Below are 20,867 nucleotides of genomic sequence, written 5' to 3'. Positions count from 1 at the left end.
TCAACGACCAATCTGACGGCTTCTAATCTCCGGTATCTTATCTGCATGAGCTCACTTCATGTACTGACAAAATCTATAGCCTCGGTTTAATTATCCAGTTTTACCAAACAGTCAGAATTAATATCAGCAATCGTTTTGGCACCAGTCAAGGTCATTGCGACGCGTATTTCTTTATCTAGCAGTTCTAACAAATTGCTTACCCCTGCGCTGCCATCCGCTGCTAAAGCATAAATAAAGGCGCGCCCTAGCATGCAAATATCAGCGCCCAAAGCCAACATACGCACAATATCTAAACCATTGCGTATGCCAGAGTCGGCTAAGATTTTAATCTCTCCTTTAACCGCATCGGCAATAGGAGGCAGAGCACGTGCACTGGATAAAACACCGTCCAGTTGTCGTCCACCATGATTAGATACGACTATGCCGTCGGCCCCAAAACGTACCGCATCTTTGGCATCTTCTGGGTCCAAAATACCTTTGATAACCATAGGTCCGTCCCAGTACTCGCGAATCCAATCTAAATCTTTCCAAGAAATAGAGGGGTCAAAGTTATTACCTAGCCAGCCTATATAGTCTTCCAATCCTGTTGGCTTACCTAAATAAGCAGAGATATTGCCCAGATCGTGCGGACGGCCATTTAGCCCTACATCCCATGCCCATTGCGGATGCGTCATAGACTGGAAGTAACGGCGCATAGCGGCATTTTTACCGCTCATACCGGAGTGCATATCTCGGTAGCGTGCCCCTGGTACTGGCATATCTACCGTAAAAACCAAGGTCGAACACCCCGCCGCTTTGGCGCGCTCCAAGGCATTTTTCATAAAACCTCGGTCCTTTAATACGTAAAGCTGAAACCACATTGGACGGTTAATTTTAGGCGCTACTTCTTCAATCGGACAAACCGAAACTGTCGACATGGTAAACGGAATGCCTTTTTGATCGGCTGCCATAGCGGCCTGCACTTCTCCGCGGCGGGCATACATACCTGTCAGACCCACGGGTGACAACGCGACAGGCATAGACAGAGTTTCATTAAATAACTGCGTTTCGAGACTAAGCTGTGACATATCATTTAGTACACGTTGTCTAAGGGCAATTTTCGATAAATCTTCAACATTATGTTTTAAGGTATATTCCTCATAAGCACCGCCATCTATGTAATGAAATAGAAATGGTGGCAGTCGGCGCTTGGCAGCAGCCCTGTAGTCGTTTGGAGATGAAATAATCATACGCTTGCCCTTATTCTGTTAGATATCTATGTAATATTTTTGAATCTCTAATTATTTATTGATTAGTGCTAAACGATGGATGCAATTGGCTTATTTTTGAAGCGGCAAGCTCAACCCACACTCACTATTACACACAGCATGAGCAGTTACGTTTGGTTTTCGACATTTTACCAATGCCGGGATTAAAGCTATTGGTTGGGTCTAGACTTTTATAGAAATTCTGCAAATCAGGCTCTGCTTCGTATAGATGACCGACATTATGCTCAGCAGGATATTTGGCTCCGCGTGCGCTCAATAGCTCTAACATCATCTTTTTAATAAGCTTGGCATCACTGCCCTTCTTCAATATATAGTCTTGATGAAACACATAACAAAAGAAATGTCCGTAATACAGCTTCTTTTCTAAGTGTTTTTCAATGTCTTCAGGCAAGCTTTCAAGCCACTCTAGCTCGTTACGTGGTATGGCAATATCAAGCGCTAATATCTCCCCTACCTCTTTTTCATGTATGACTTCATACCTCAATGCGGCACCGGCTGCGGCAAAACGATTTAAAAGCGCGCTTTCTGACTCTTCCTGACTACATTCAAAATAATTACCTGTGTCCGACGCATCAAAAAACGTCTTCAGAAAATCTTGAGCCTCTGCTATACCCTCATCACTCATTTTTATGATTAAGTGATGCTCGTATTGATTGCGGTACTCCATCATGCGCTTGGGCAAATGCTTTGGAAATAGAGTAGCGATAAACTGCATGACTTTGTCAGTGAAATGCTTTGGCATCCATGACCATTTATGGAACTTTGCGTCCATAGCGCCTTTGATAGAGAACAGTCTAGGTAAGGCATTTGTACCGAGATGCTTAATACTTAAAAACGTGTCTTTACCGTATTTAGCGGATACATCAAATATATCACGGTGCATATACTCACCCCCTTCAGGGATATTGTCGAAGCGGGATAGTATCTGCCTTCTGAGCTGTGCAAGCTCACTCACACTGTTAGTACCTATGTAAAAGGTTTTCTCTTTTGCTGCTATTGGATAAGTGTCAAGACGTACTGCAAACACCGCAAGCTTGCCAGCACAGCCGCTTGCTTCATACAGTCTGCGCTTATCCGCATTAAAGCGACTGGGCGTGCTTGCATCAACATCTTTTACTCTGACGATATACTCTCTGTCAGATGCGAGCTTACCAGTGTCAGGTAATTCTTTCTTATCAAAATGACCGTTTTGCAAATTCGTTAATATTTCTTCCGGAGTATCACCCAACTCGACGTCTAGATGATTGACGAGCACCAGTTGACCGTGTTCATTTATTTGGGCAAACAACGCAAGCTCGGTATAGGCAGGGCCTCTTTTAACCAGAGCCCCACCAGAGTTATTAGATATACCACCAATAATAGACGCACCTAACGTCGAGGAACCGATGACAGAGTGAGGCGCTCTATTGACAGCATTAAGCTGACTTTGCAACTGATGCAATGTTGCCCCAGGCAAGCTAATCACTTGCTCGTTGTCATTCACCAGATACAACTGGTTTATGGCAAGCGTATTAATCACCACAACAGGTCTATCGTAGTCATTACCGCTCGGTGTTGATCCTTCAGTCAGGCCTGTTTTTGCCGCTTGCATAATGATAATACAGTCGCCTTCAACGCATACTTCTAGGCTACGCCAAATGTCCAGCAATGTTTGTGGAAACAAAACCGCTAAGGCGTTGCCACCGCCAGAGCGCCATCCCATTCTATAGTGTTCATTTTTCTCTGGATCAGCCTGTACATTACTCGCGCCTAGCAAGTTGGTTAGTTTATCTAACACCTGATCAGGACTAAGCATGCCTTGAGAAGCTTGATTTGACGAAGATATATGACGCTCCTTATCTTGTAATGGTGTGTCATTCATGATGCCAAGGGCCCTTGAAAACCAAAAATGTAAATGGCGGCCATGACGATGATGCCACAGAACAACACATAGTATATGGTGGGTAAAATAGTACGCCTAAGTGTGGCGCCCTCCATACCAAGTAAACCTACTGTTGCCGATGCAGCCACCACGTTATGTATGGCAACCATATTACCGGCTGCGGCACCAACCGCTTGCGCCGCGATGATTAGAGAAGGTGAAATATGTAAGCTCATGGCGGCTTCATATTGGAATTGACTGAACATCATATTAGATACGGTATTAGAGCCTGCGATAAATGCACCTAAAGCACCAATGGTTGCACTAATCAATGGAAAAACATCGCCAAAAGTACCTGAAAACAACTCTGCACTGGCGACTGGCATACTCGCCACATCTGATAAGTTTATGCCTGAATTGATAAAAATTCTAACCATTGGAATCGTAAAAATAAGTACAAATCCAGCCCCTAGTACAGTCTTGCCTGATTCTTTAAAGGCACTGTTTAGGGCGCTGACGGGCTTTCTAGTTTGAAAAGCGGCAGCAACCAAAGCACTAATCAGTAACAAGCCTCCTGGTAAGTATAAGGGACTAAAACTGGCACTGATATCTGTCTCACCTAAAATCGAGGTTAGGTTTACTGCCACACTGTTAAGTAAAGACTGAAAGCCTGTAAATACTCTTGAAAACACCAGTAAAAGGGCAACCAGTAAATAAGGGAACCACGCCATAAGGGTGGACATCTTCTTATCACTCAAGGTCAGCGTAGTATCTTCTTTACTGACCACTAACTTACCAAGCCATTCACTCGGCCAGTTTTTTTGCGGTTCAAAATCCCATGTGGTTTTTGGTACCAAAAACCCTCTTTTAGCAGCATTAACAACGACAGTAATACTGACCAAGCCACCGACCAGTGACGGAAACTCTGGCCCTAAAAAAACACCGGTTATCACATAAGGGATTGTAAATGCTAAGCCTGCAAAAATTGCAAACGGCCAAATCGCAAAGCCTTCTCGCCAGCTTTTGTTTCTACCAAAGAAGCGAGTGAGCATCATCACCATAAAAAGTGGCATGAACGTACCAATGACACCGTGAATAATGGCGACTTGACTGGTAATCAGTTGTAAAAATTCGCCCCACTGTACTCCTTGTTGTGCCAGTTGAGCGCTAATAGCAGCTTTATCTAACCCATCATTTACCCCTATCACAATAGGCGTACCGACCGCACCAAATGATACAGGTGTACTTTGTATCATCATTCCCATCAGCACTGCACCCAGCGCCGGAAATCCTACTGCCACCAGCAAAGGCGCTGCAATAGCGGCAGCTGTACCAAAACCAGAGGCGCCCTCAAGAAAGCAGCCAAAGCACCATGCAATAATAATGGCTTGCACACGCCTATCTGGCGATACATTAGTAAACCCAGCACGGATAACGGCGATTGCACCAGTATGTTTTAATGTGTTCAACAAAAAAATAGCACCAAAGACTATCCACAATACCGAAACCGTAATGACCAAACCCTGAATAATAGATGATGACACTCGGTTAAGCGTCATATCCCATATAAAAATGGCAAGCGCAGCGGTAACCACTAAAATGATAGGCATTGTTTTTTTAGCTGACCATTGCAAACCTATCAGAAAAATACCACAGAGAACGATTGGCAGTAATGCCAAAAGCCCATATATTGTTTGATTCAAAATTACATCCTTTTGATTGTGTGATCTTCCTTGAACTAAGTCATCGAAGCCTTTGTTTTGACGAACCCATGATGACTAAGTTGTATTAAATATTCACAAATAGGGACTGCTTATTTACTAAATATGTCTTGTAGACAAAGCCGAGCACGACTTGCGAGAGTTTATGTCCCAATGTTAAAAATGCCCTGAAATAGTCTACGCCTTGTTAATTCATTGATATATTCATCAATGGACAATGTTATTTTCCTTTTTTGCTATAATTAGAAACACATTACTGCAATTGGAGAACAAGTGTGACCAAAGCTGACGACATGATTTTATTCGTTCAAGTTGTTGAAGAAGGGTCATTTTCTAGAGTCGCTGAAAAATTATCATTGACTAACTCAGTAGTGAGCAAGCGCATTGCGAGATTAGAAGAGAACTTAAATACACAACTGCTTTATAGAACCACTAGAAAGTTGAGCTTAACCGATGCAGGCAGGGCGCTTTATAACAAAGCTAAAATTGCTAAATCCGCCTTTCAAGAAGCTGAAAATGCTGTCACGGGTTACGGCGAAGATATGAAAGGCCATATACGTATAACCATGCCTGTGGTCTCTGCGAATTTCATATTTAGCGAATCTATTGCGGAATTCTGTAAACAACACCCTGAAGTATCAGTAGAGTTACAAATTACCAATCGATTGGTTGACTTGATAGAGGAAGGATTTGATTTGGCACTAAGGACCGCTGTGCTTGAAGATTCTTCACTCATTGCAAGGCGTCTTATAGATAGCCAGTGGATTATATGCGCGACTCCATCCTATTTAAAGCAACATGGTGCGCCTCAAAATCCTGAACAGTTACAGAATCATGAGTGCTTGGTTTACAAGTTTGATAATACGGCTAACAGTACATGGCCGCTATATATAGACGGCAAAGAGCAATTAATATCTGTCAATGGTCGGTTTCATAGCAATCATCTGAGTGCAATTAAGCAAGCCGCGCTTAGCGATTTAGGTATCGCTTTTTTACCACAAGTGTTGATCTATGAGGAGATACAGAAAAATACACTCACGCAGATTTTACAATGTTTTACCAGCAAGAAGCTGGGGCTATATGCGGTTTATCCTAAGGCCAGACAACCGGATCAAAAGTTAAAACTGCTCGTTGCACATTTACGAGACTCATTACATCAAAAACAGGCTTACTACTACTAAGTAATAAGCCTGTTTTTGATGTATATAAAAAAACTAATGAAATAAAAAAGCTAATAAGAGGTTGTTATGACTATGAGCCATAGAGATAGAGATTGCTTTTTTTGTATATAGGGCGTGTCATTAAAACTAAAGAGATAGTGAAGAGTTTTTTATGAGCAATAAAAACTGATCTGATATTATTTTTAATAATCCACAGTGTAGCTCAAGCCGTAAGTTGTACCCGAGGCAGGCAAACGATTCAAGTCGCCATAGGTTGTTTGGTGATAGACCGTTAGATAATCTTTATTGAGTAAGTTATAAATCCCATAGTCTACTCGACCTACCGGCATTTTGACTTGTCCTAATACATCAAGTGTCATATAACCTGTGACTGGCAATGCGCTAGAATCAGGGTCTTTTTGTTGATCCTTAAAGGCTTTATCATCACCGCCAATTGCTAATGCTTGTAGACGTACATTGCTGCCTTTATCAAAGTTGTATTGCGCAAATGCAGTGCCTTTAAGGGGTGTCAAGCGTACGGCATCAAGCTCCAACCAATCACCATCTTTATCATACTGACCACGAGTATAGGCGACACTGCCACCCACTTGCCATTGATCATCAATATCATGGCTGAGCGAACCTTCTATTCCGTAGACGCGCTCATCAGTATCGACCACTTCTACCGTATAGTCATTGGTAAAGCGTACCGTTTTATCTGATTTATTATAAAAACCGCTCAAGCGTGCAGCAGTATTGCCATGCTTGCCCTGCCAGCCCAACTCGTAATTGTCGATTGCGATAGGTTGTACATTGTCTGAGTTGACGACAAAGCCTGCCCGTACATCACGTAGCGCACGCTGAATGTCAGCAGTGGTAAAGCCTTGTGAAAAATTGGCAAATACTTGGTCATTTGGGGTTAATTGATAGCTGGTACCGATATTAAATAGGGTTTTATCGTGGTCTGTATTGCCCTTTTCCACTTGACCAGCCTGATAGTCAATGCCATAAGCATCGCTGACACCACTGATGCGAGGATCATTAAAATACTCTTCGAGCAATTGCTCATAAATGGGCGTGAAAGTAGCCGTTTCTGCTTTCAATTTTTGATAGCGCACGCCAGCACTGGTATGCCATTTATCAGTGATATCTATATCGGCATTGACAAAAGCGCCCCATTTATCAATGGTGGTATCTGGTCCACCATTATAAGATAGTCCGTTGGTTTGAGCGCTCAAACCATTACTAGCAAGAAACGTGTTTAAGTCTTGCCCTTCATAGGTTTGCTCACTTTTTTCGCGTTCAAAATCAGCCCCATAGCTAAACAGTGTCTTTTGACCCGCAATTTCACTATCCGTTTGCATAGCGGCACGCAAACCCATCACCTCAATATCTGCTTCTGATTGAGTGACGAATGTTGCCGCGCCCAAAAGCTTACCTAGCGTGTCTTTATCAGTAAGACCCTTGGTAGCCCAAACTTCAGCTGCTTGGTCTGCTGCACTTTTCCCAGAAGGATAAAAACGGCCTTTTTCGTCTCGATAGTAGCCAGTCACGCTCAAATTTGAGCCTGCAATATCATCATTATTATAATTTAGGTTCACTGATGTTTTGGTGGTATAAGGCTCGTTTTCTACATTGGCACCATAAATAGCCTTTAAGGAAGGTTTTGCGCCAAATAATACTTGTAAATTTTTACCATAATCTGGACCATAGTCAGTATCCTGCTCATCATTATAGTAAGTCACTGCCAAATCAAGACGTTGGCTGTCAGTGAGCTCTATACCTAAGCTACCATTAATACTTAGCGACTCGGTATCTTGTTGGTCAGTTTGATTGACGTCTGGACTGATGCGATTATCGTGGCTATCGAATTTGCCGCCCTTACGATCATAATCCACATCTAGGCGACCATAGACTCGCTCACCGCCATAACCCAATGTTTGCCCCACATGATAACCCAATGAATCTGAGTCAAAATTACGACTGCTACTGACGCCGACTCTGGTTTGCCTGATAGAGCCATAACCCACCATAGATTTTGTGACGAGATTAATCAGACCACCAGCCGCGCCAGCCCCATAAATACTGGTCGCACCAGAGAGCACCTCTACCCGCTCAAGCTGCGCAGGGTCGATACTGTTTAGCTCGCGTGAAAGGCTGCGTGAGCCACTCAATGGCACACCATTCAGCAAAAACTGCACGGGACGGCCATGCATGGTCGTGCCATAGTTACTGGTTGAGCCGCTGCTTGCCCCCAAACTTGGAATCAGCTGAGCCAATATATCTCCAGTAGTGCGATTGCCTGTCGCCTGCATCTGCAGCTCATTTTCGGTAATTACCTGTGTGACGGCGGGCATCTCACTAATTTTTTGTGCCAAAGCCGTTCCTGTCCTTGCTTTAGCAGTGACCGTAATGGTATCTAAAGTCACGTTTGGTAACTCACTTGAGGCGGCGTTGACAGCTAAGTCTTCTGAAAGCATTGTATTTGAAGCGATGTCCATAGCACTGACATTGTTTTGTGCATATAGTTGCTGGCTGATACAAAGGGTAAGAAAGGATAGAGCAACTTGATGGTGGCGTTTCATATTCACTTCACTTAATTGGAGGATCAAAGAGTGGTAAAAGTTATATTTAGCTAATAATGCTATGTGTACTAACTTTGTGAACAATATTGTAAATGATAATCATTGTTGTTTCTATAATTATTTACAATATCGAAACCCCTTATTGCTCCCAAAAAATACTGCTCCAGCGTCACTCAAGATTCGACATCTATTTATGATGGCCTTGGTAGAATAGAGGGTGCCAAACGTACCAGAACGCCAAATGAGATTGAACTGACTATATTGCCGTCCTCTCAAAAGGCAAACCCATTGCTATTTTTATTTCAGCGGCTTTATTAGTTTGCTTAGTTTCGACAACGATTGGCGTAGTAGTCATGAGCCGGATGCTCAAGCTAAGGTGATTGTGATCTTTGGATGGGCGGTGGAAGCTGCTGGTGACGTCGATGTACTATGGATTTAGAACAACAATTCACAGAAGTGGCTCGCCGTGGTAGTACGCTACTGCTCATTTCATTAATATTAGACCAATACGGTCTTATGAATTTGCCGGCAAGAGAGTTAAATATTGGGTGTTCAGTAGGTGTCACTTTCGTTCTGCTAGGCATGATTATGGAGCTGTGGCTCACTCCTTCATTTACCAACACAAGCAATGCCAAAGTTAACGTGGCGAGCAATTTAAGTGCCATAAAAAGCACTCCAATAGGCACCATTCTATTTATGCTTTAGGTAACAACTTGCCAGTAGAATAACGAGTAATTATTGATATCGCTAAGTCTACGTCTCATCTACTTTTTGAGCCTTGAACTCACAGAAGAGTGAGTCATATGCTAATAAATTTCCTATTTTGGTGTGGCAAATCTTTAGCACTATAATTCACTAATCTATAATGATATTACAAACACGCCTTAACTCAAATCAAAAATCCATTGTGGCTGACAGCATAAATGTACGCGGCTCACCCAAGCCAAGACTGGTATAATGCGGCTTTGCCCAATAGGCTTTATTGGTTACGTTAGCAACACTTGTTCTCAATGTCAGCGGCTTTTTATCAATAGAGGTGGCATAACGTGCGCCTAAATCGTATATAGTGCGACCTGGTAATGACAGTGAGTTGCCTGCGTCAAGATATTGCTTAGATATCGAGTTTGCATTAGCTGTTAATGTTAAGACTTGAACGAAAGGTAGATCCCATTCAACACCAAGCTTAGACTGCCATTGTGGGACACCTGTAGCTCTATTACCCTCATTAACGCTACCAAGCGTCTTGGTTAGCTTCGCATCAATATATGAAACCCCACCCATTAGGCGTATATCTTCAATGGGTGAGCCAAAAAACCCCCATTCAACACCTCGGTTACGCTGTTCGCCAGCATAAGAAAAGATATTACTAACAGGGTCTAAATAGCTATTAGGTTTCTCTATTTCATAAACACTTAGGGTGTGTGAGAACTCACCAAGATCAAGCTTTACGCCAAATTCTTTTTGTTGCGTCTTATAAGGGGCAAACATTTCACCAGCATTTTCTGCATCTATCGGTGCAGTAGAACCTTGGCTCAAACCTTCTATATAGTTAGCATATAAAGAAACTTGATCGTTTACTTTACTTAGTAGCGCTATTGATGGCGTAGTCGCACTTTCGTTGTAATCCTTTACTGATGCCAGCATACCTGCTTGTTTGCTTTCTACCTGTTGATGTCGCAGTCCTAAAGTTAGCTGATATTTATCCTCAGCAAAAGACAGTGTGTCTGCAAGACCATAGCTGGTCAAATTCGTTTTTGTGTTCAGTAGCGCAGGAGAATTGAAGGGAATATTACGCGACTCCCATACTGGTTTATATATGTTCGTGACCCAATCTTCAGCTAATAAACCCCTTCTAGCACTTAAATCATAATCCTCCTGATAGTCAACGATGTTAAATGCCAATTGATGATTAACTCGTCCTGTTTGGAATTTACTTTTTAACCCTATCTCAGCAGACTGTCTTTCGACTTCATCATCAACTTCTCCAAGATTAGTCCGATAATCTCCTGCGGCATTGATAATCTGCGCGACAGAGGCACTCTGCGACTTAAATTTTGTTTTGCTATTTCCGCCCGCACCATAAATCATTAAATCGTCAGTCACATCATATTCACCACGTATCATTATTCCCTTATCTTCACTATCATTAAATGCCCAACTTGGGTTCAATAAAGTCTCTGGTTTGGGCGGCTTAGGAATCGACAATCCTGGTGCTAGAGTGAGACCGCGAGTCGGTCCATCGACACGATCTTTACTGTGATAAAGAGCTGTCGAGAGTCGAGCACGCTCTCCTTTCCAATCCAGTGCAATAGAAGCCAGTTGCGCTTGTTTTTCTTGATCATTTACTGCACTATCACCCTCTCTATAAGCACCATTAATCCGAACACCAAACTGCTTGTCTTCACCAAAACGCCGTCCTACATCCACATGCCCACCAAGTTGTGAGTCTGATAAATATCTTGCCGTCACTCGCGTCAACGGCTCATCGCCTGCTCGTTTAGGCACTAGGTTGACTGCACCGCCTACTGAGCCTTTGGGCGACATACCATTCAATAAAGCTGAGGGCCCTTTGAGTACTTCGATACGCTCAAACATCTCAGGTGAGCTACGATAATAAGGTGCCATACCGAATAGCCCGTCTACCGTAACATCACCAATGTCTGAAGAGAATCCATGGATAGAATAACTTTCAAGATTCTGGCCACCAACCCCACTGCTAAAGACGGCAGGATCAGTAGCAGCGATGACAGCCGTAATATCGGTGGTTTGCTGATCTTCAATAAATTTATCGGTATAGCTGATGGCACTAAACGGCGTCTCTAAAAAATCCTTATTTCCCAAGAATCCAGCGTGATTGGTATAGGTCACCTGCCCACCTGAGTAGATAGGATTGTCATTGCGTTCTGCCACTACTGTTATCGCAGGCAAGGTCACTGTAGGAACGTTGTTATCCTCCTCTAACGGTGGGTTTTGCGCTCCATTGCCAGACTCAGTGGTTTGCTCACTATGTATCACATTACTATTTGTCTGTGCATACGCTGATGGCATACAGATGAATATCGTCCCAGCGACTAGGCTCAAAGACATGGCAAGTCTTGCTGATACGATATAATTGAGCGCGAAAGAAGGTTTGGTCAGTGTCGCCCGCTGTTTGACCCTATTTTTATGATCTAGGTGTTGAAGTTGGTGCATGGAAACGTCCTCTTGTTTTGATGGAAAATAATAATGCGAATAAAAACACAAATGATAATCATTAACAATTTAGGATAAGAAGAACCCTCTCTTTCTCACTTAATCATTCACTAGGGCGTGTCCTAGTCCTACGTTAAAAAACATCGTTCGTCTTAGAAGGTTCCTAGAGTGTCTCTAGAACGTTGGCTGATAGCCTTTGAGGACATCGTCCATTATGATGTTTAATGAGGTTGGGCTAGCGGCTGCTATATACCACGCATCTGCATCAACAAAAACAACACGACCATTTTTCCATGCTGTTGTTTGACGAAGTAAAGGGTTGCTCACATCATCAGGGTTGATAATAGCGCGATGCTCCATGACAGCGGTACGGTCTACAATATAAAGAATGTCTGGATCTGCCTGCTGTATAAACTCACTAGAAATCGGCTGTCCATGTAGGCTGGTCTCTACAATCGTACTCGCAGGCTTGACACCCAAGTCATTGAAGATAAAACCATAGCGTGATTGCAGCCCAAAATTGCTAAAAGCCCCATTATTGTGTAAGACAACCAGTGCTTTTTCTGGGCGGGTTTTTGTGAAGTCCTGAACCTCTTTGACTCTTGCATCTAACTGCGTGGCTTTTTGTTCTGCCAATGCCTCTTTATCAAAAATACGACCTAGAGTTAATAAGTGACTTTTAACACTGGCTATATGCTGCTGACTGTTATTAAAATTCACATCGAAATGCAGAGTCGGTGCAATCTCTGACAGCTCTTGATAGTTAGCGGCGTGCAGCGGGGTCATCAAAATCAGATCAGGATGTAGCGCATGGATACGTTCCATATTTGGCTGAACAATAGCGCCCAAGTCCTCTACTGCGGCATCCTCTTTATACTGCGAAAGAAAGTGGGGAATATAGTCTTTGACCATTCCTGCAATCGGAACATCGAGCTGATCCAAAAAATCAGCTTCATTCATATCCAGTACCGCGAAGTGCCCAAGAATATGCCAGCATCAATACGATTGATACGATAAAATTACCACTGACACCCAGCAGCATCAGTCCATTTGTACCCATCACAAACAGCAGCAGTACTTGCCACAGTAAATAAACAGCCTCATAGCCCATGATAGAAGGTGCCAAAATACGATTACCAACAATAGTTTGAAAGATTATAGATGAAAAAGCTAAGCATATACTACCGAGAACAATAGTCGCTAGACGCATCAAACGCTTAGGAATTAAGTAATTAAAATCTAAATCAGAGCCTATAAATAAGAAAATAAGCGCCAGCAATATAATCATTATCAAGGTCGTCCAAATCTTTGCCGCAGTACTCATCTTACTCCCCTCATGATTAACACAAGGAATATCACACCGCCTACCCCGCCTGCGGTAAGGCCAATAGGAACCTCAAAAGGATAAATAATGAGCCGCCCAAAAATATCACAAATTAGTAGTAAACAAGCACCGCCTAAGGCGACTAATGGCAGTGTCCGCGACAGGTTTTCCCCGTACTTTAGAGCGACTAGATTTGGAATAACGAGTCCCACAAAAGGTATGGCGCCGATGGTGATGACTGAAGCGGCCACCGTTACTGAGACTAGCATAAGCCCTAAGGCAGCTGTCGCCGCATAGCCGAGTCCTAGACTGGCGGCCATGTCCTCGCCCATACCCAGTACCGTAAAGCGATGGGCATAAATATAGGCTAATACAATGATGGGCAAAATAATATAAATAAGCTCGTAATGACCTTGTACAACCCTTGAAAAATCTCCCAATAACCACCCTTGCATACTTTGTAAAATATTATGGCGATACGCATAAAACTCCGCAATTGAGCTCAGCACACTGCCATACATCAACCCAAGGACAGGAATAAGCACAGCGCTCTTAAACTTAATACGGCTAATAATGAGAATAAAAAGCAAGCTTGCGGCAAAGCAAAAAACCAGCGCAAAGATCATTTTACTACTCGTACTGGCATTGGGAAGCATGGTGAGCGAGACCAGAATGCCAAGTTTGGCAGCATCCAACCCCCCTGAAGTTGCGGGCTCAACAAACTTGTTACGGACGATGTGCTGTAAAATCACGCCGCTAACAGACAAACCCACTCCTGTCAGTACCAGCGCAATCAGCCGTGGTATACGGCTCGCCGTTAAGGTCAACCATGCATCGTTGGAGAAATTAAAGAGAGCGATAAGTGAGGTCTGTTTTGAGCCCAGCATAAGAGAAACGGCACAGAGCAAAATAAGTAACAAAGATAGTGAGCGCATTATTGAAGTTCTTCTTACTTATTACGAATGACTTTTTACTACGCTGAAACATACCACCAACAGTCTATAAAACTCATTGCTAGGATTTTTCATTAAAGCATAAATGAGAATCAATCATACTATGCTTGTTTGAATAGGTAAGTTGAATATAAGGTGAAATTGGGAAGTTATACCGTGAATAAGGGAAATTATTCGGAACGATACCTCAGCATTTACCAAGGTTTAAAGATTGAATTAACTCAGGCGCAACATAGGTTTGGCATAAATAAGTCGTATATCAGCAATGCTTATTTAGCTGATTTTAGAAGATTGTGGCAGCTTGACATCTATTGGTTGGCTAGATAAGTTGTGTGGGTGTAACGCCATAAAATTTGGCAAAAGCTTTACTGAAATTGCTAGGATCACGATAGCCAACATACCATGCAGTCTCTTGGACGCTTTTATATTCATCTAGCAACAAACGCATTGCTTCCTGCATACGCAGTTCACGGATAAAGCTGCCGATTGTTTTACCCGTTTGTTGTTTGAACTGTTGCTTGAGATAGCATTCGTTTATACCCACTCTTTGAGCCAACAAGGAAATTGTTAATTTATTACTGTACTCTTGGCGAATAATATCAACGGCCTGATCAATTTGGCTTTTTTGGTTTGCTAATCGGCCTGATATATCTTGAATGCCTAAAATATCTTGGCAAAGCAGCAATGCTTGACTCTCTAAAGCTAATCGGTCACTCAAAGTACAGCAAGGTAAAGAGAGGATATAAGCTGCACGAGCAAGTAGACGCGGCTGGTTGGATAAGCTGACTTGAACCATTTCAGGATCTTGATTATCAAAAGGTAATAGCCATGTTGGAACAGCGAAGCTTTCTGCCCAGCGCGACAACAATGTTTGATTAAAATCGATTGTTACGATATGGCTATTTATAGGGGAATTCTGCAAATATTCAGTATCAACTATAGAGTTTATATCACCAAAATCTCCTGATCGTCGCCAAATTTGCTGCGAATGAATACTTGTATCAGTCCGTAAATTACTAGCATGTAAGGTATAGTTCGCATCTACAATTAAGTGCATCCCTACATCACAAGAAAATGGTGCGGCGGGTTCCACCAAAGATTGGCTGCTAGCAATGCTGTTTCGACCGAGCACGATACCATTATGCAAGCTCAGTAAGTCATCATAACCAGAGCTGCCATCATAAGTTGGACGTTTAATCAAATAGTCAGAATCAGGATGATCGAAAGACCAGTATTCGGTCTGATAGTGGTCGTAAAATGCATGTAAGTTTGCCATATAAATACAATCAAGATGTTTTGGTATGTGTGTTTATGTTATATCCAGCTAAAAATAGCTTTACACGTATAAATAGCCAGTTCTCCAGTCTTGAAGCAATAATAGCATTATTAGTAATAAACAATCATCTTAATGTTAATGATTATCAATTAAATATAATTCAATGGTATTCACATACCAAAAAGGAGTAAGCATGAGTCTGCTGATAGTGAATATAAAAAAAGAGCTTGATGATATTGAACAGTTTTGGAAGCCTACTGATATTGCTCAGTTTAATCAATTAACAGTAAAACTGGCTAAATTGAAAGGTGAATATGAATGGCATAATCACGAATATGAAGATAAGTTATTTCACGTATTGTCAGGACAGCTATTTATTATATTAGAAGACAAAACCGTAGAGGTGAACGCTGGTGAAGTTGTCGTTATTCCTAAGAATAGTAACCATAAACCTTATGCGCCTACTGAAACGAGTGTAATGTTTTTTGAACCTTTATGAATATAGAATTAAATCTATAACAATGTTTCTATTACAGCTATTTGATTGAAATGCATCTGAGCACTCAGTATTAATAATTTGTAAAGCCGTTAAAAATACCGCCGCCTTTGTAAATTAAATGTCGAAAATGCAATATGCATAATAAACTTATCAACCATTTATTGAATACGCACTTTGCTTTTTAAAGAGTGGTCAGCCAATCACTCTTGGAGATTTTTCTCCTAATGAAGGTGTGAATATTAGCATTCTCATTACTCGCGTTTATATTATTTCAATATCAGGATATAACGAGGCTAAGTTATCCAAATTCGTCCAATGAGTAGGGGCTTCTCTGCCTGCTTACAAAGCTATCTGGAGATATGCATATGTCAAATAGCTGGTTTTAAATAAGTCGTCATCTGCGTTTCAATTCTATTGTATTAGACTATAAACTTGATTATTTTTCCTCACGGTATAAGATGTTTTTTGCTTCTACTCTAAAATCTTCATGACTAATGGCAGGCTCAATGCTAGCTGTATTTAGGTTCACACGTGAGACAGACGCTGTTGAGCATACTTAGCTTCAACATTAGCCTTAATATGATTGTTTTTAACTTCTACTAGCGGTGAGCTATCTGCTACCGTCTCGTTGATTTGATGAGTAGCTACCGTAACAGGTAGATGAACACTTACCATGGATGTTTGAGGAATTGTTGAAAAAAAACGAGCCGACACGAATATAGTCGTTAATAACAAGACACCCACTATGGCAAACCATTTTACATGACTCAGCAAACTGCCTTTTGCTAGCTTTGCTGTGTCGGTTGCTAATAGTGGCTCGTTATTAGAATTACTGGATAAGCCAACACTTTTATTGATATCACTTTTATTGTCTGAGATAGTCATAATTCAATACCGAGTCAATCCATGTTATGAACGGCCTATCACCGTATCCTTGATCTTAGGATACGGGCTCTCGGGTATGTTGCAATGATTTTTGGTATGAGCGATAGAATTGACTGATAAGCGGCTTGAAAGCACTATTATTGTATGGCTAGTTGCTGATGAGCAATTTGAAAAATGGTGATAAAAATGAGATGAATTGCAGTCTAATAAGAAAGATAGCACAGGTTATCTCGAGGTATTAAGCAGATATTTAACGCTGCTTGGCAAAATTCAGTCCATTTGAATTGAGAATATGCCTTAGATTGAATGACTAGTTGAAATTATGAATGTGCAACAGACCCTAATCATTGGTCTCACGATACAAGGTACTTTGGGATTCTTCTCTAAAGTCATCATAAGTGATGGCTGCCTCAGCTGCTGGCATGGACGATGGGGCTTCAGTAGTCTCTACCCCATTAGGATTAGTGTCTGGATTCTCAGTGGGGGATTCATCTGGTTGCGATATCACTGTCGATTTGTCTATCGCGCCTGTATCAGCAGAAGGTTGGTTGTCATCGGTTACTACTGCTTTGCCAGTGCTAACAGCTGGTGCTGCATCTGTCGTTGTTGTTTTCGTCTCTGCACTATCAGGTGCAATCGTTTTCGTTGAGGTCGATAGAACGCCGGTGAAAATTAGTGTCGCTACAATAATAGCAATCAATAATGAGCCAAATATCATGCCAATAATAAGCGGTTTTTTGCTACTTACTTGCTTTTCCTTTGATTTTGCTAATTGTTTAGCAATGGCACTGTCATTTACAGCGTCGTTATTATTAGATAGTTGTTCGTTTCTAACTTTTTCCGCTGCTAATCTTTCTGAATCTTGACGTTTTAAATCATCAGCATTCGCGCTGTCAGTGATATATAAAGAAGATTTATCGTTACTTGCATCAGAATCTGAAGAGTTGTCAGTATTAGCTGTCGGTGCATGATTTGTCGAAAAACCCTCGTCTTTATCGTCATCAGAAAAATCTACATTAATACCTGCGCTCACGCTTTCTTGCTCTAAATTAGCAAATAATTCTAGCTCTGTGGCGCTTAATGGCTCATACGATGAAAGATGATTGGTATTTTTTAGTGGTTTTAATGCATTTTCTTTGAAAGTAGCGTTATCCTCATTACTATCGACATTTTCGACACGCGTGATGAAACGCTCGTAGATATTATCTTTACGCATACGCTTACGTGGCTTAGTATTAGCAATTTTGGCTAAATTTGCCTCTAACTGCGCATTAGGGCTATTTTTTTTGTCGCTCATGAAGTAATACCAAACCAGTTTTTACCGCGAAAAAGTAGATAACAGCTAGAATTAAGAATAAAGTTTTTATTGTTTGCTAAAGTGTAACACTAACGTTAACAAACAATATAGTAGCTCGCCTCGTTCGCTTCAAGCATAATTTGTCTCTTACTGCTCTTATTCGGATAAAATAATCAAAATAGCAAAAAAAATAAGCCACAAGCAACGATGACATCATAAACAAGTGAGCATAAAGATATGGATTTAAAACAGCTCAACGCTTTTATTGCTATCGCAGATTCACGGAGCTTTAGTGCCGCAGCGACTAAAACTGGATTGTCACAACCAAGCTTGAGTCGTCTTCTTAAACAGCTTGAAACGGATATGGGTGTGGAATTGGTCGATCGCTACCATAGACCGCTACATCTGACTGAAGCTGGTACATTCTTTTACGACAAAATCAGCGCCATATTGACAGAAATTGATACCGTCACCAGCATGACGCAGAGGCTATCTACGCCCAGTAGTATGCTGAATATTGGCTTTGTCCCATCCGTGCTTTATGGATTGCTTCCTGAAATTATTGCCATGCTAAAGCAATCCAGCCCCGATATTGAAGTCAATCTCAAAGACATCAGCTCATATCAACAAATAGAGGCGCTCAAATCTGGTGAGATAGACATCGGATTTGGGCGTTTCCCCCATCAAGATCCATGGATTCAACAAATACTACTGCGTCATGAGCGTTATGTCGTCGCCTTACCAAAAGCCCATCCTTTGGCGCATGTAAAAGAGCAGCGATTGATAGACTTAGCAAACAATCGACTGATTCTCTACCATCAAACCCATTTACCGATAGCGACGAGCCTAAGATCAACCAGTGCAAAGCTGGATAGTAATACAAAATCCAGACGCATAAGCGCTGAGCAATCCACACTTAGCGCGCCTATTACGGAGCCGTTGCTACACTTATTCGCACAATACGGTATTTCGCCTTTTATGACTACGACGGTGAGTGACTTGCAAGTAGCGCTAGGCTTGGTGGCGGCTGGCGAAGGCATTACCCTTGTGCCTGCTAGCCTAAAGACCGTGCGTACCGACCAAATCAGTTATCAACGTTTAGTACACGAAAACGTCACCTCCCCTATTTATCTACATACACTCAAAGATTTCGTTCATCCCAGCATTTCTGATTTACTGAGCGCCACCTATCAAGTATATGAGCAGCGCGGCATCACTTATCGGCAGCAAAAATTTGTGTCACAGCCTTAAATTATCAGATATTGAATGGATATTGTGTTATAAAGAACCGCTAAAAAATAATCAGCCTTAATACTTGATATTAGCAACTTATTATGCTAACTAAAAAGAATGGCAATGCAAACAAATAGTAATAACAACTAGAATAATCATTCTCCTGACTGGCTTCGGTGTGCTAAAGTCGATACAAGATGAATCGTTTTATATTTAAGCAGTTTATAAAGCGCTTCTCTCATGATCATTGGCAAGCTGACACAGGTAAGTGATAATTTGCCGTTTTAACCATTTAGAGGTATTCATGACCACACAACCACTCAATAATCCACGCACCAACCCAAATGCCACTGACGATACCGCGACCTCGCCGCAAGAAGGCTTTAGCTGGCGCATCTTTGGTCCCGGTATTTTGATGGCAACCGCTGCTATCGGTGGCTCACATTTGATTTCATCGACGCAGGCTGGCGCTATATATGGCTGGCAACTGGCCATTATGATTATTTTAGCCAACGTTTTTAAGTATCCATTTTTTCGCTTTGCAACCGACTACGTCTATGACACTGGCAAGAGTTTGATTGCAGGCTATGCCAAACGCTCAAAAGTATATCTGTGGGTATATTTTATACTCTCTATCCTATCAGCTGTCATTAGTACGGGTGCGGTCTCGCTCATCGCGGCGGTGATACTAGGCTTTATGCTACCCGCCTCCCTTGGTCTTTCGACGATGGTGCTGTCATTGATTATCGTGGCGGTTTCTTGGTTCTTTTTAATTGCGGGTCACTATAAGCTGCTCGATGGTGTGACCAAATGGATTATGATTGCCTTGACGACTGCGACCGTCGCTGCTGTCATCATTGCCGCTGGCAAGCCGACAGTCATGGCTGCTGACTTTGTCGCCGCCTCTCCTTGGAATTTAGCAACTTTAGGTTTCATCGTGGCACTTATGGGCTGGATGCCAGCACCGCTTGAGTTTGCCGCCATTACCTCGATGTGGACTTCTGCCAAAGTCAAAGCCGATCACACCACCCATCGCCAAGGTTTGCTTGATTTTAACGTCGGTTACGCCGTCTCAGCGATTTTGGCATTGTTCTTCTTGTCATTAGGCGTGTTTGTACAGTATGGCTCAGGACAAGAAATTGAGCTGGTTGGTGGCGCTTATATAAATCAGTTGATCAACATGTATACCGCAACCATCGGTGAATGGTCACGTCTATTGGTTGCTTTCGTCGCCTTTATGTGTATGTTTGGCACGACGATTACCTGTGCAGACGGTTATGGCCGTGCCAACGCTGAGTGCTGGCGTCTAATAAAAGGTGAAAGCGAAATCAACAAAAAGCAAATCGCTTTTTGGACGACCTATGCTATCGGTGGTGGGTTGATGATTATCACTTTCTTTACTGGACAACTAGGTACTATGCTTAAGTTTGCCATGATATCGGCGTTTGTTTCAGCGCCTATCTTTGGCTGGTTGAATTACTCATTGGTTAAAAACCATAAAAAACTGTCTTTTGGTATGAATGCACTCTCTATCGCAGGACTCACGATCCAGCACAGTTTATGAGAAAGGAGGGATGTCACGCTCTAATTTTACCTGAGCGTTATCACTCGCC

14 protein-coding genes and 2 pseudogenes are annotated in these 20,867 nt (G+C 42.1%); 5 read left to right on the top strand and 11 right to left on the bottom strand.

Annotation, left to right across the window (positions count from 1 at the left end):
- Positions 1-86: 86 nt before the first annotated feature.
- The 3 genes from lldD to JMX82_RS12775 all read right to left on the bottom strand — a co-directional run bounded on the left by lldD (position 87) and on the right by JMX82_RS12775 (position 4,832).
- Complete coding sequence (gene lldD / locus JMX82_RS12785) at positions 87-1,229, bottom strand: FMN-dependent L-lactate dehydrogenase LldD (protein WP_201540817.1); 1,143 nt, start codon at positions 1,227-1,229, stop codon at positions 87-89.
- A 127-nt stretch (positions 1,230-1,356) separates the two neighbouring features.
- Complete coding sequence (gene dld, locus JMX82_RS12780) at positions 1,357-3,063, bottom strand: D-lactate dehydrogenase (RefSeq protein ID WP_201540821.1); 1,707 nt, start codon at positions 3,061-3,063, stop codon at positions 1,357-1,359.
- 62 nt (positions 3,064-3,125) lie between these two features.
- On the bottom strand, positions 3,126-4,832 hold the full coding sequence (locus JMX82_RS12775; protein WP_201540816.1) for an L-lactate permease: 1,707 nt from the start codon (positions 4,830-4,832) through the stop codon (positions 3,126-3,128).
- A gap of 293 nt (positions 4,833-5,125) precedes the next feature.
- On the opposite strand from JMX82_RS12775, the gene JMX82_RS12770 reads away from it, so the two are divergent.
- Positions 5,126-6,031, top strand: coding sequence for a LysR family transcriptional regulator (locus JMX82_RS12770; RefSeq protein ID WP_201540815.1), 906 nt, complete (start codon positions 5,126-5,128; stop codon positions 6,029-6,031).
- A gap of 182 nt (positions 6,032-6,213) precedes the next feature.
- Here the strand turns inward: JMX82_RS12770 and JMX82_RS12765 are convergent, their stop codons facing one another.
- Complete coding sequence (locus JMX82_RS12765) at positions 6,214-8,595, bottom strand: TonB-dependent receptor (protein WP_201540814.1); 2,382 nt, start codon at positions 8,593-8,595, stop codon at positions 6,214-6,216.
- Between the two features lie 429 nt (positions 8,596-9,024).
- On the opposite strand from JMX82_RS12765, the gene JMX82_RS12760 reads away from it, so the two are divergent.
- Positions 9,025-9,300 (top strand): hypothetical protein, encoded by a 276-nt coding sequence (locus tag JMX82_RS12760; protein ID WP_201540813.1) that lies wholly within the window; start codon positions 9,025-9,027, stop codon positions 9,298-9,300.
- Positions 9,301-9,489: 189 nt separating this feature from the next.
- Here JMX82_RS12760 and JMX82_RS12755 read toward each other — a convergent pair whose 3' ends face one another.
- The 5 genes and pseudogenes from JMX82_RS12755 to JMX82_RS12735 all read right to left on the bottom strand — a co-directional run bounded on the left by JMX82_RS12755 (position 9,490) and on the right by JMX82_RS12735 (position 15,340).
- Complete coding sequence (locus tag JMX82_RS12755) at positions 9,490-11,787, bottom strand: TonB-dependent receptor (protein ID WP_201540812.1); 2,298 nt, start codon at positions 11,785-11,787, stop codon at positions 9,490-9,492.
- A gap of 174 nt (positions 11,788-11,961) precedes the next feature.
- Positions 11,962-12,762 (bottom strand): annotated as a pseudogene (locus tag JMX82_RS12750) (siderophore ABC transporter substrate-binding protein); the annotation flags it as partial.
- Positions 12,761-13,075: pseudogene (locus tag JMX82_RS12745) on the bottom strand (iron chelate uptake ABC transporter family permease subunit); the annotation flags it as partial. The pseudogenes JMX82_RS12745 and JMX82_RS12750, both read right to left, overlap by 2 nt.
- A gap of 32 nt (positions 13,076-13,107) precedes the next feature.
- Positions 13,108-14,046 (bottom strand): ABC transporter permease, encoded by a 939-nt coding sequence (locus tag JMX82_RS12740; protein ID WP_201540810.1) that lies wholly within the window; start codon positions 14,044-14,046, stop codon positions 13,108-13,110.
- Positions 14,047-14,383: 337 nt separating this feature from the next.
- On the bottom strand, positions 14,384-15,340 hold the full coding sequence (locus JMX82_RS12735) for a helix-turn-helix domain-containing protein (protein ID WP_201540809.1): 957 nt from the start codon (positions 15,338-15,340) through the stop codon (positions 14,384-14,386).
- A gap of 193 nt (positions 15,341-15,533) precedes the next feature.
- Here JMX82_RS12735 and JMX82_RS12730 point away from each other — a divergent pair, with 193 nt between their 5' ends.
- Positions 15,534-15,839 (top strand): cupin domain-containing protein, encoded by a 306-nt coding sequence (locus tag JMX82_RS12730; protein WP_201540808.1) that lies wholly within the window; start codon positions 15,534-15,536, stop codon positions 15,837-15,839.
- A 525-nt stretch (positions 15,840-16,364) separates the two neighbouring features.
- Here the strand turns inward: JMX82_RS12730 and JMX82_RS12725 are convergent.
- Together JMX82_RS12725 and JMX82_RS12720 are read right to left on the bottom strand one after the other, a co-directional pair.
- Positions 16,365-16,724, bottom strand: a complete 360-nt coding sequence (locus JMX82_RS12725) for a hypothetical protein (RefSeq protein ID WP_201540807.1) — start codon at positions 16,722-16,724, stop codon at positions 16,365-16,367.
- 340 nt (positions 16,725-17,064) lie between these two features.
- On the bottom strand, positions 17,065-18,021 hold the full coding sequence (locus JMX82_RS12720) for a hypothetical protein (RefSeq protein WP_201540806.1): 957 nt from the start codon (positions 18,019-18,021) through the stop codon (positions 17,065-17,067).
- Positions 18,022-18,258: 237 nt separating this feature from the next.
- On the opposite strand from JMX82_RS12720, the gene JMX82_RS12715 reads away from it, so the two are divergent.
- Both JMX82_RS12715 and JMX82_RS12710 read left to right on the top strand, forming a co-directional pair.
- The gene (locus JMX82_RS12715; RefSeq protein WP_201540805.1) at positions 18,259-19,272 is read left to right on the top strand and encodes a LysR family transcriptional regulator; all 1,014 of its coding nucleotides are present in this window, start codon (positions 18,259-18,261) and stop codon (positions 19,270-19,272) included.
- A gap of 286 nt (positions 19,273-19,558) precedes the next feature.
- Positions 19,559-20,818, top strand: coding sequence for a divalent metal cation transporter (locus tag JMX82_RS12710; RefSeq protein ID WP_201540804.1), 1,260 nt, complete (start codon positions 19,559-19,561; stop codon positions 20,816-20,818).
- Positions 20,819-20,867 lie beyond the last annotated feature (49 nt).

The organism is Psychrobacter sp. 1044, from assembly GCF_904846525.1.
Taxonomy (GTDB): Bacteria; Pseudomonadota; Gammaproteobacteria; order Pseudomonadales; family Moraxellaceae; genus Psychrobacter.
The sequence above is the reverse complement of the archived record's forward strand: the minus strand, read 5'-3'. Positions and strand labels throughout refer to the sequence as shown.

Bases quoted from the DNA above. Each gene is read 5' to 3' on its own strand.
- JMX82_RS12720 (WP_201540806.1), bottom strand. From the start codon at position 18,021: ATGAGCGACAAAAAAAATAGCCCTAATGCGCAGTTAGAGGCAAATTTA.
- JMX82_RS12740 (WP_201540810.1), bottom strand. From the start codon at position 14,046: ATGCGCTCACTATCTTTGTTACTTATTTTGCTCTGTGCCGTTTCTCTT.
- JMX82_RS12760 (WP_201540813.1), top strand. From the start codon at position 9,025: ATGGATTTAGAACAACAATTCACAGAAGTGGCTCGCCGTGGTAGTACG.
- JMX82_RS12710 (WP_201540804.1), top strand. From the start codon at position 19,559: ATGACCACACAACCACTCAATAATCCACGCACCAACCCAAATGCCACT.
- JMX82_RS12715 (WP_201540805.1), top strand. From the start codon at position 18,259: ATGGATTTAAAACAGCTCAACGCTTTTATTGCTATCGCAGATTCACGG.
- JMX82_RS12725 (WP_201540807.1), bottom strand. From the start codon at position 16,724: ATGACTATCTCAGACAATAAAAGTGATATCAATAAAAGTGTTGGCTTA.
- JMX82_RS12735 (WP_201540809.1), bottom strand. From the start codon at position 15,340: ATGGCAAACTTACATGCATTTTACGACCACTATCAGACCGAATACTGG.
- JMX82_RS12765 (WP_201540814.1), bottom strand. From the start codon at position 8,595: ATGAAACGCCACCATCAAGTTGCTCTATCCTTTCTTACCCTTTGTATC.
- dld (WP_201540821.1), bottom strand. From the start codon at position 3,063: ATGCTTAGTCCTGATCAGGTGTTAGATAAACTAACCAACTTGCTAGGC.
- JMX82_RS12755 (WP_201540812.1), bottom strand. From the start codon at position 11,787: ATGCACCAACTTCAACACCTAGATCATAAAAATAGGGTCAAACAGCGG.
- JMX82_RS12730 (WP_201540808.1), top strand. From the start codon at position 15,534: ATGAGTCTGCTGATAGTGAATATAAAAAAAGAGCTTGATGATATTGAA.
- lldD (WP_201540817.1), bottom strand. From the start codon at position 1,229: ATGATTATTTCATCTCCAAACGACTACAGGGCTGCTGCCAAGCGCCGA.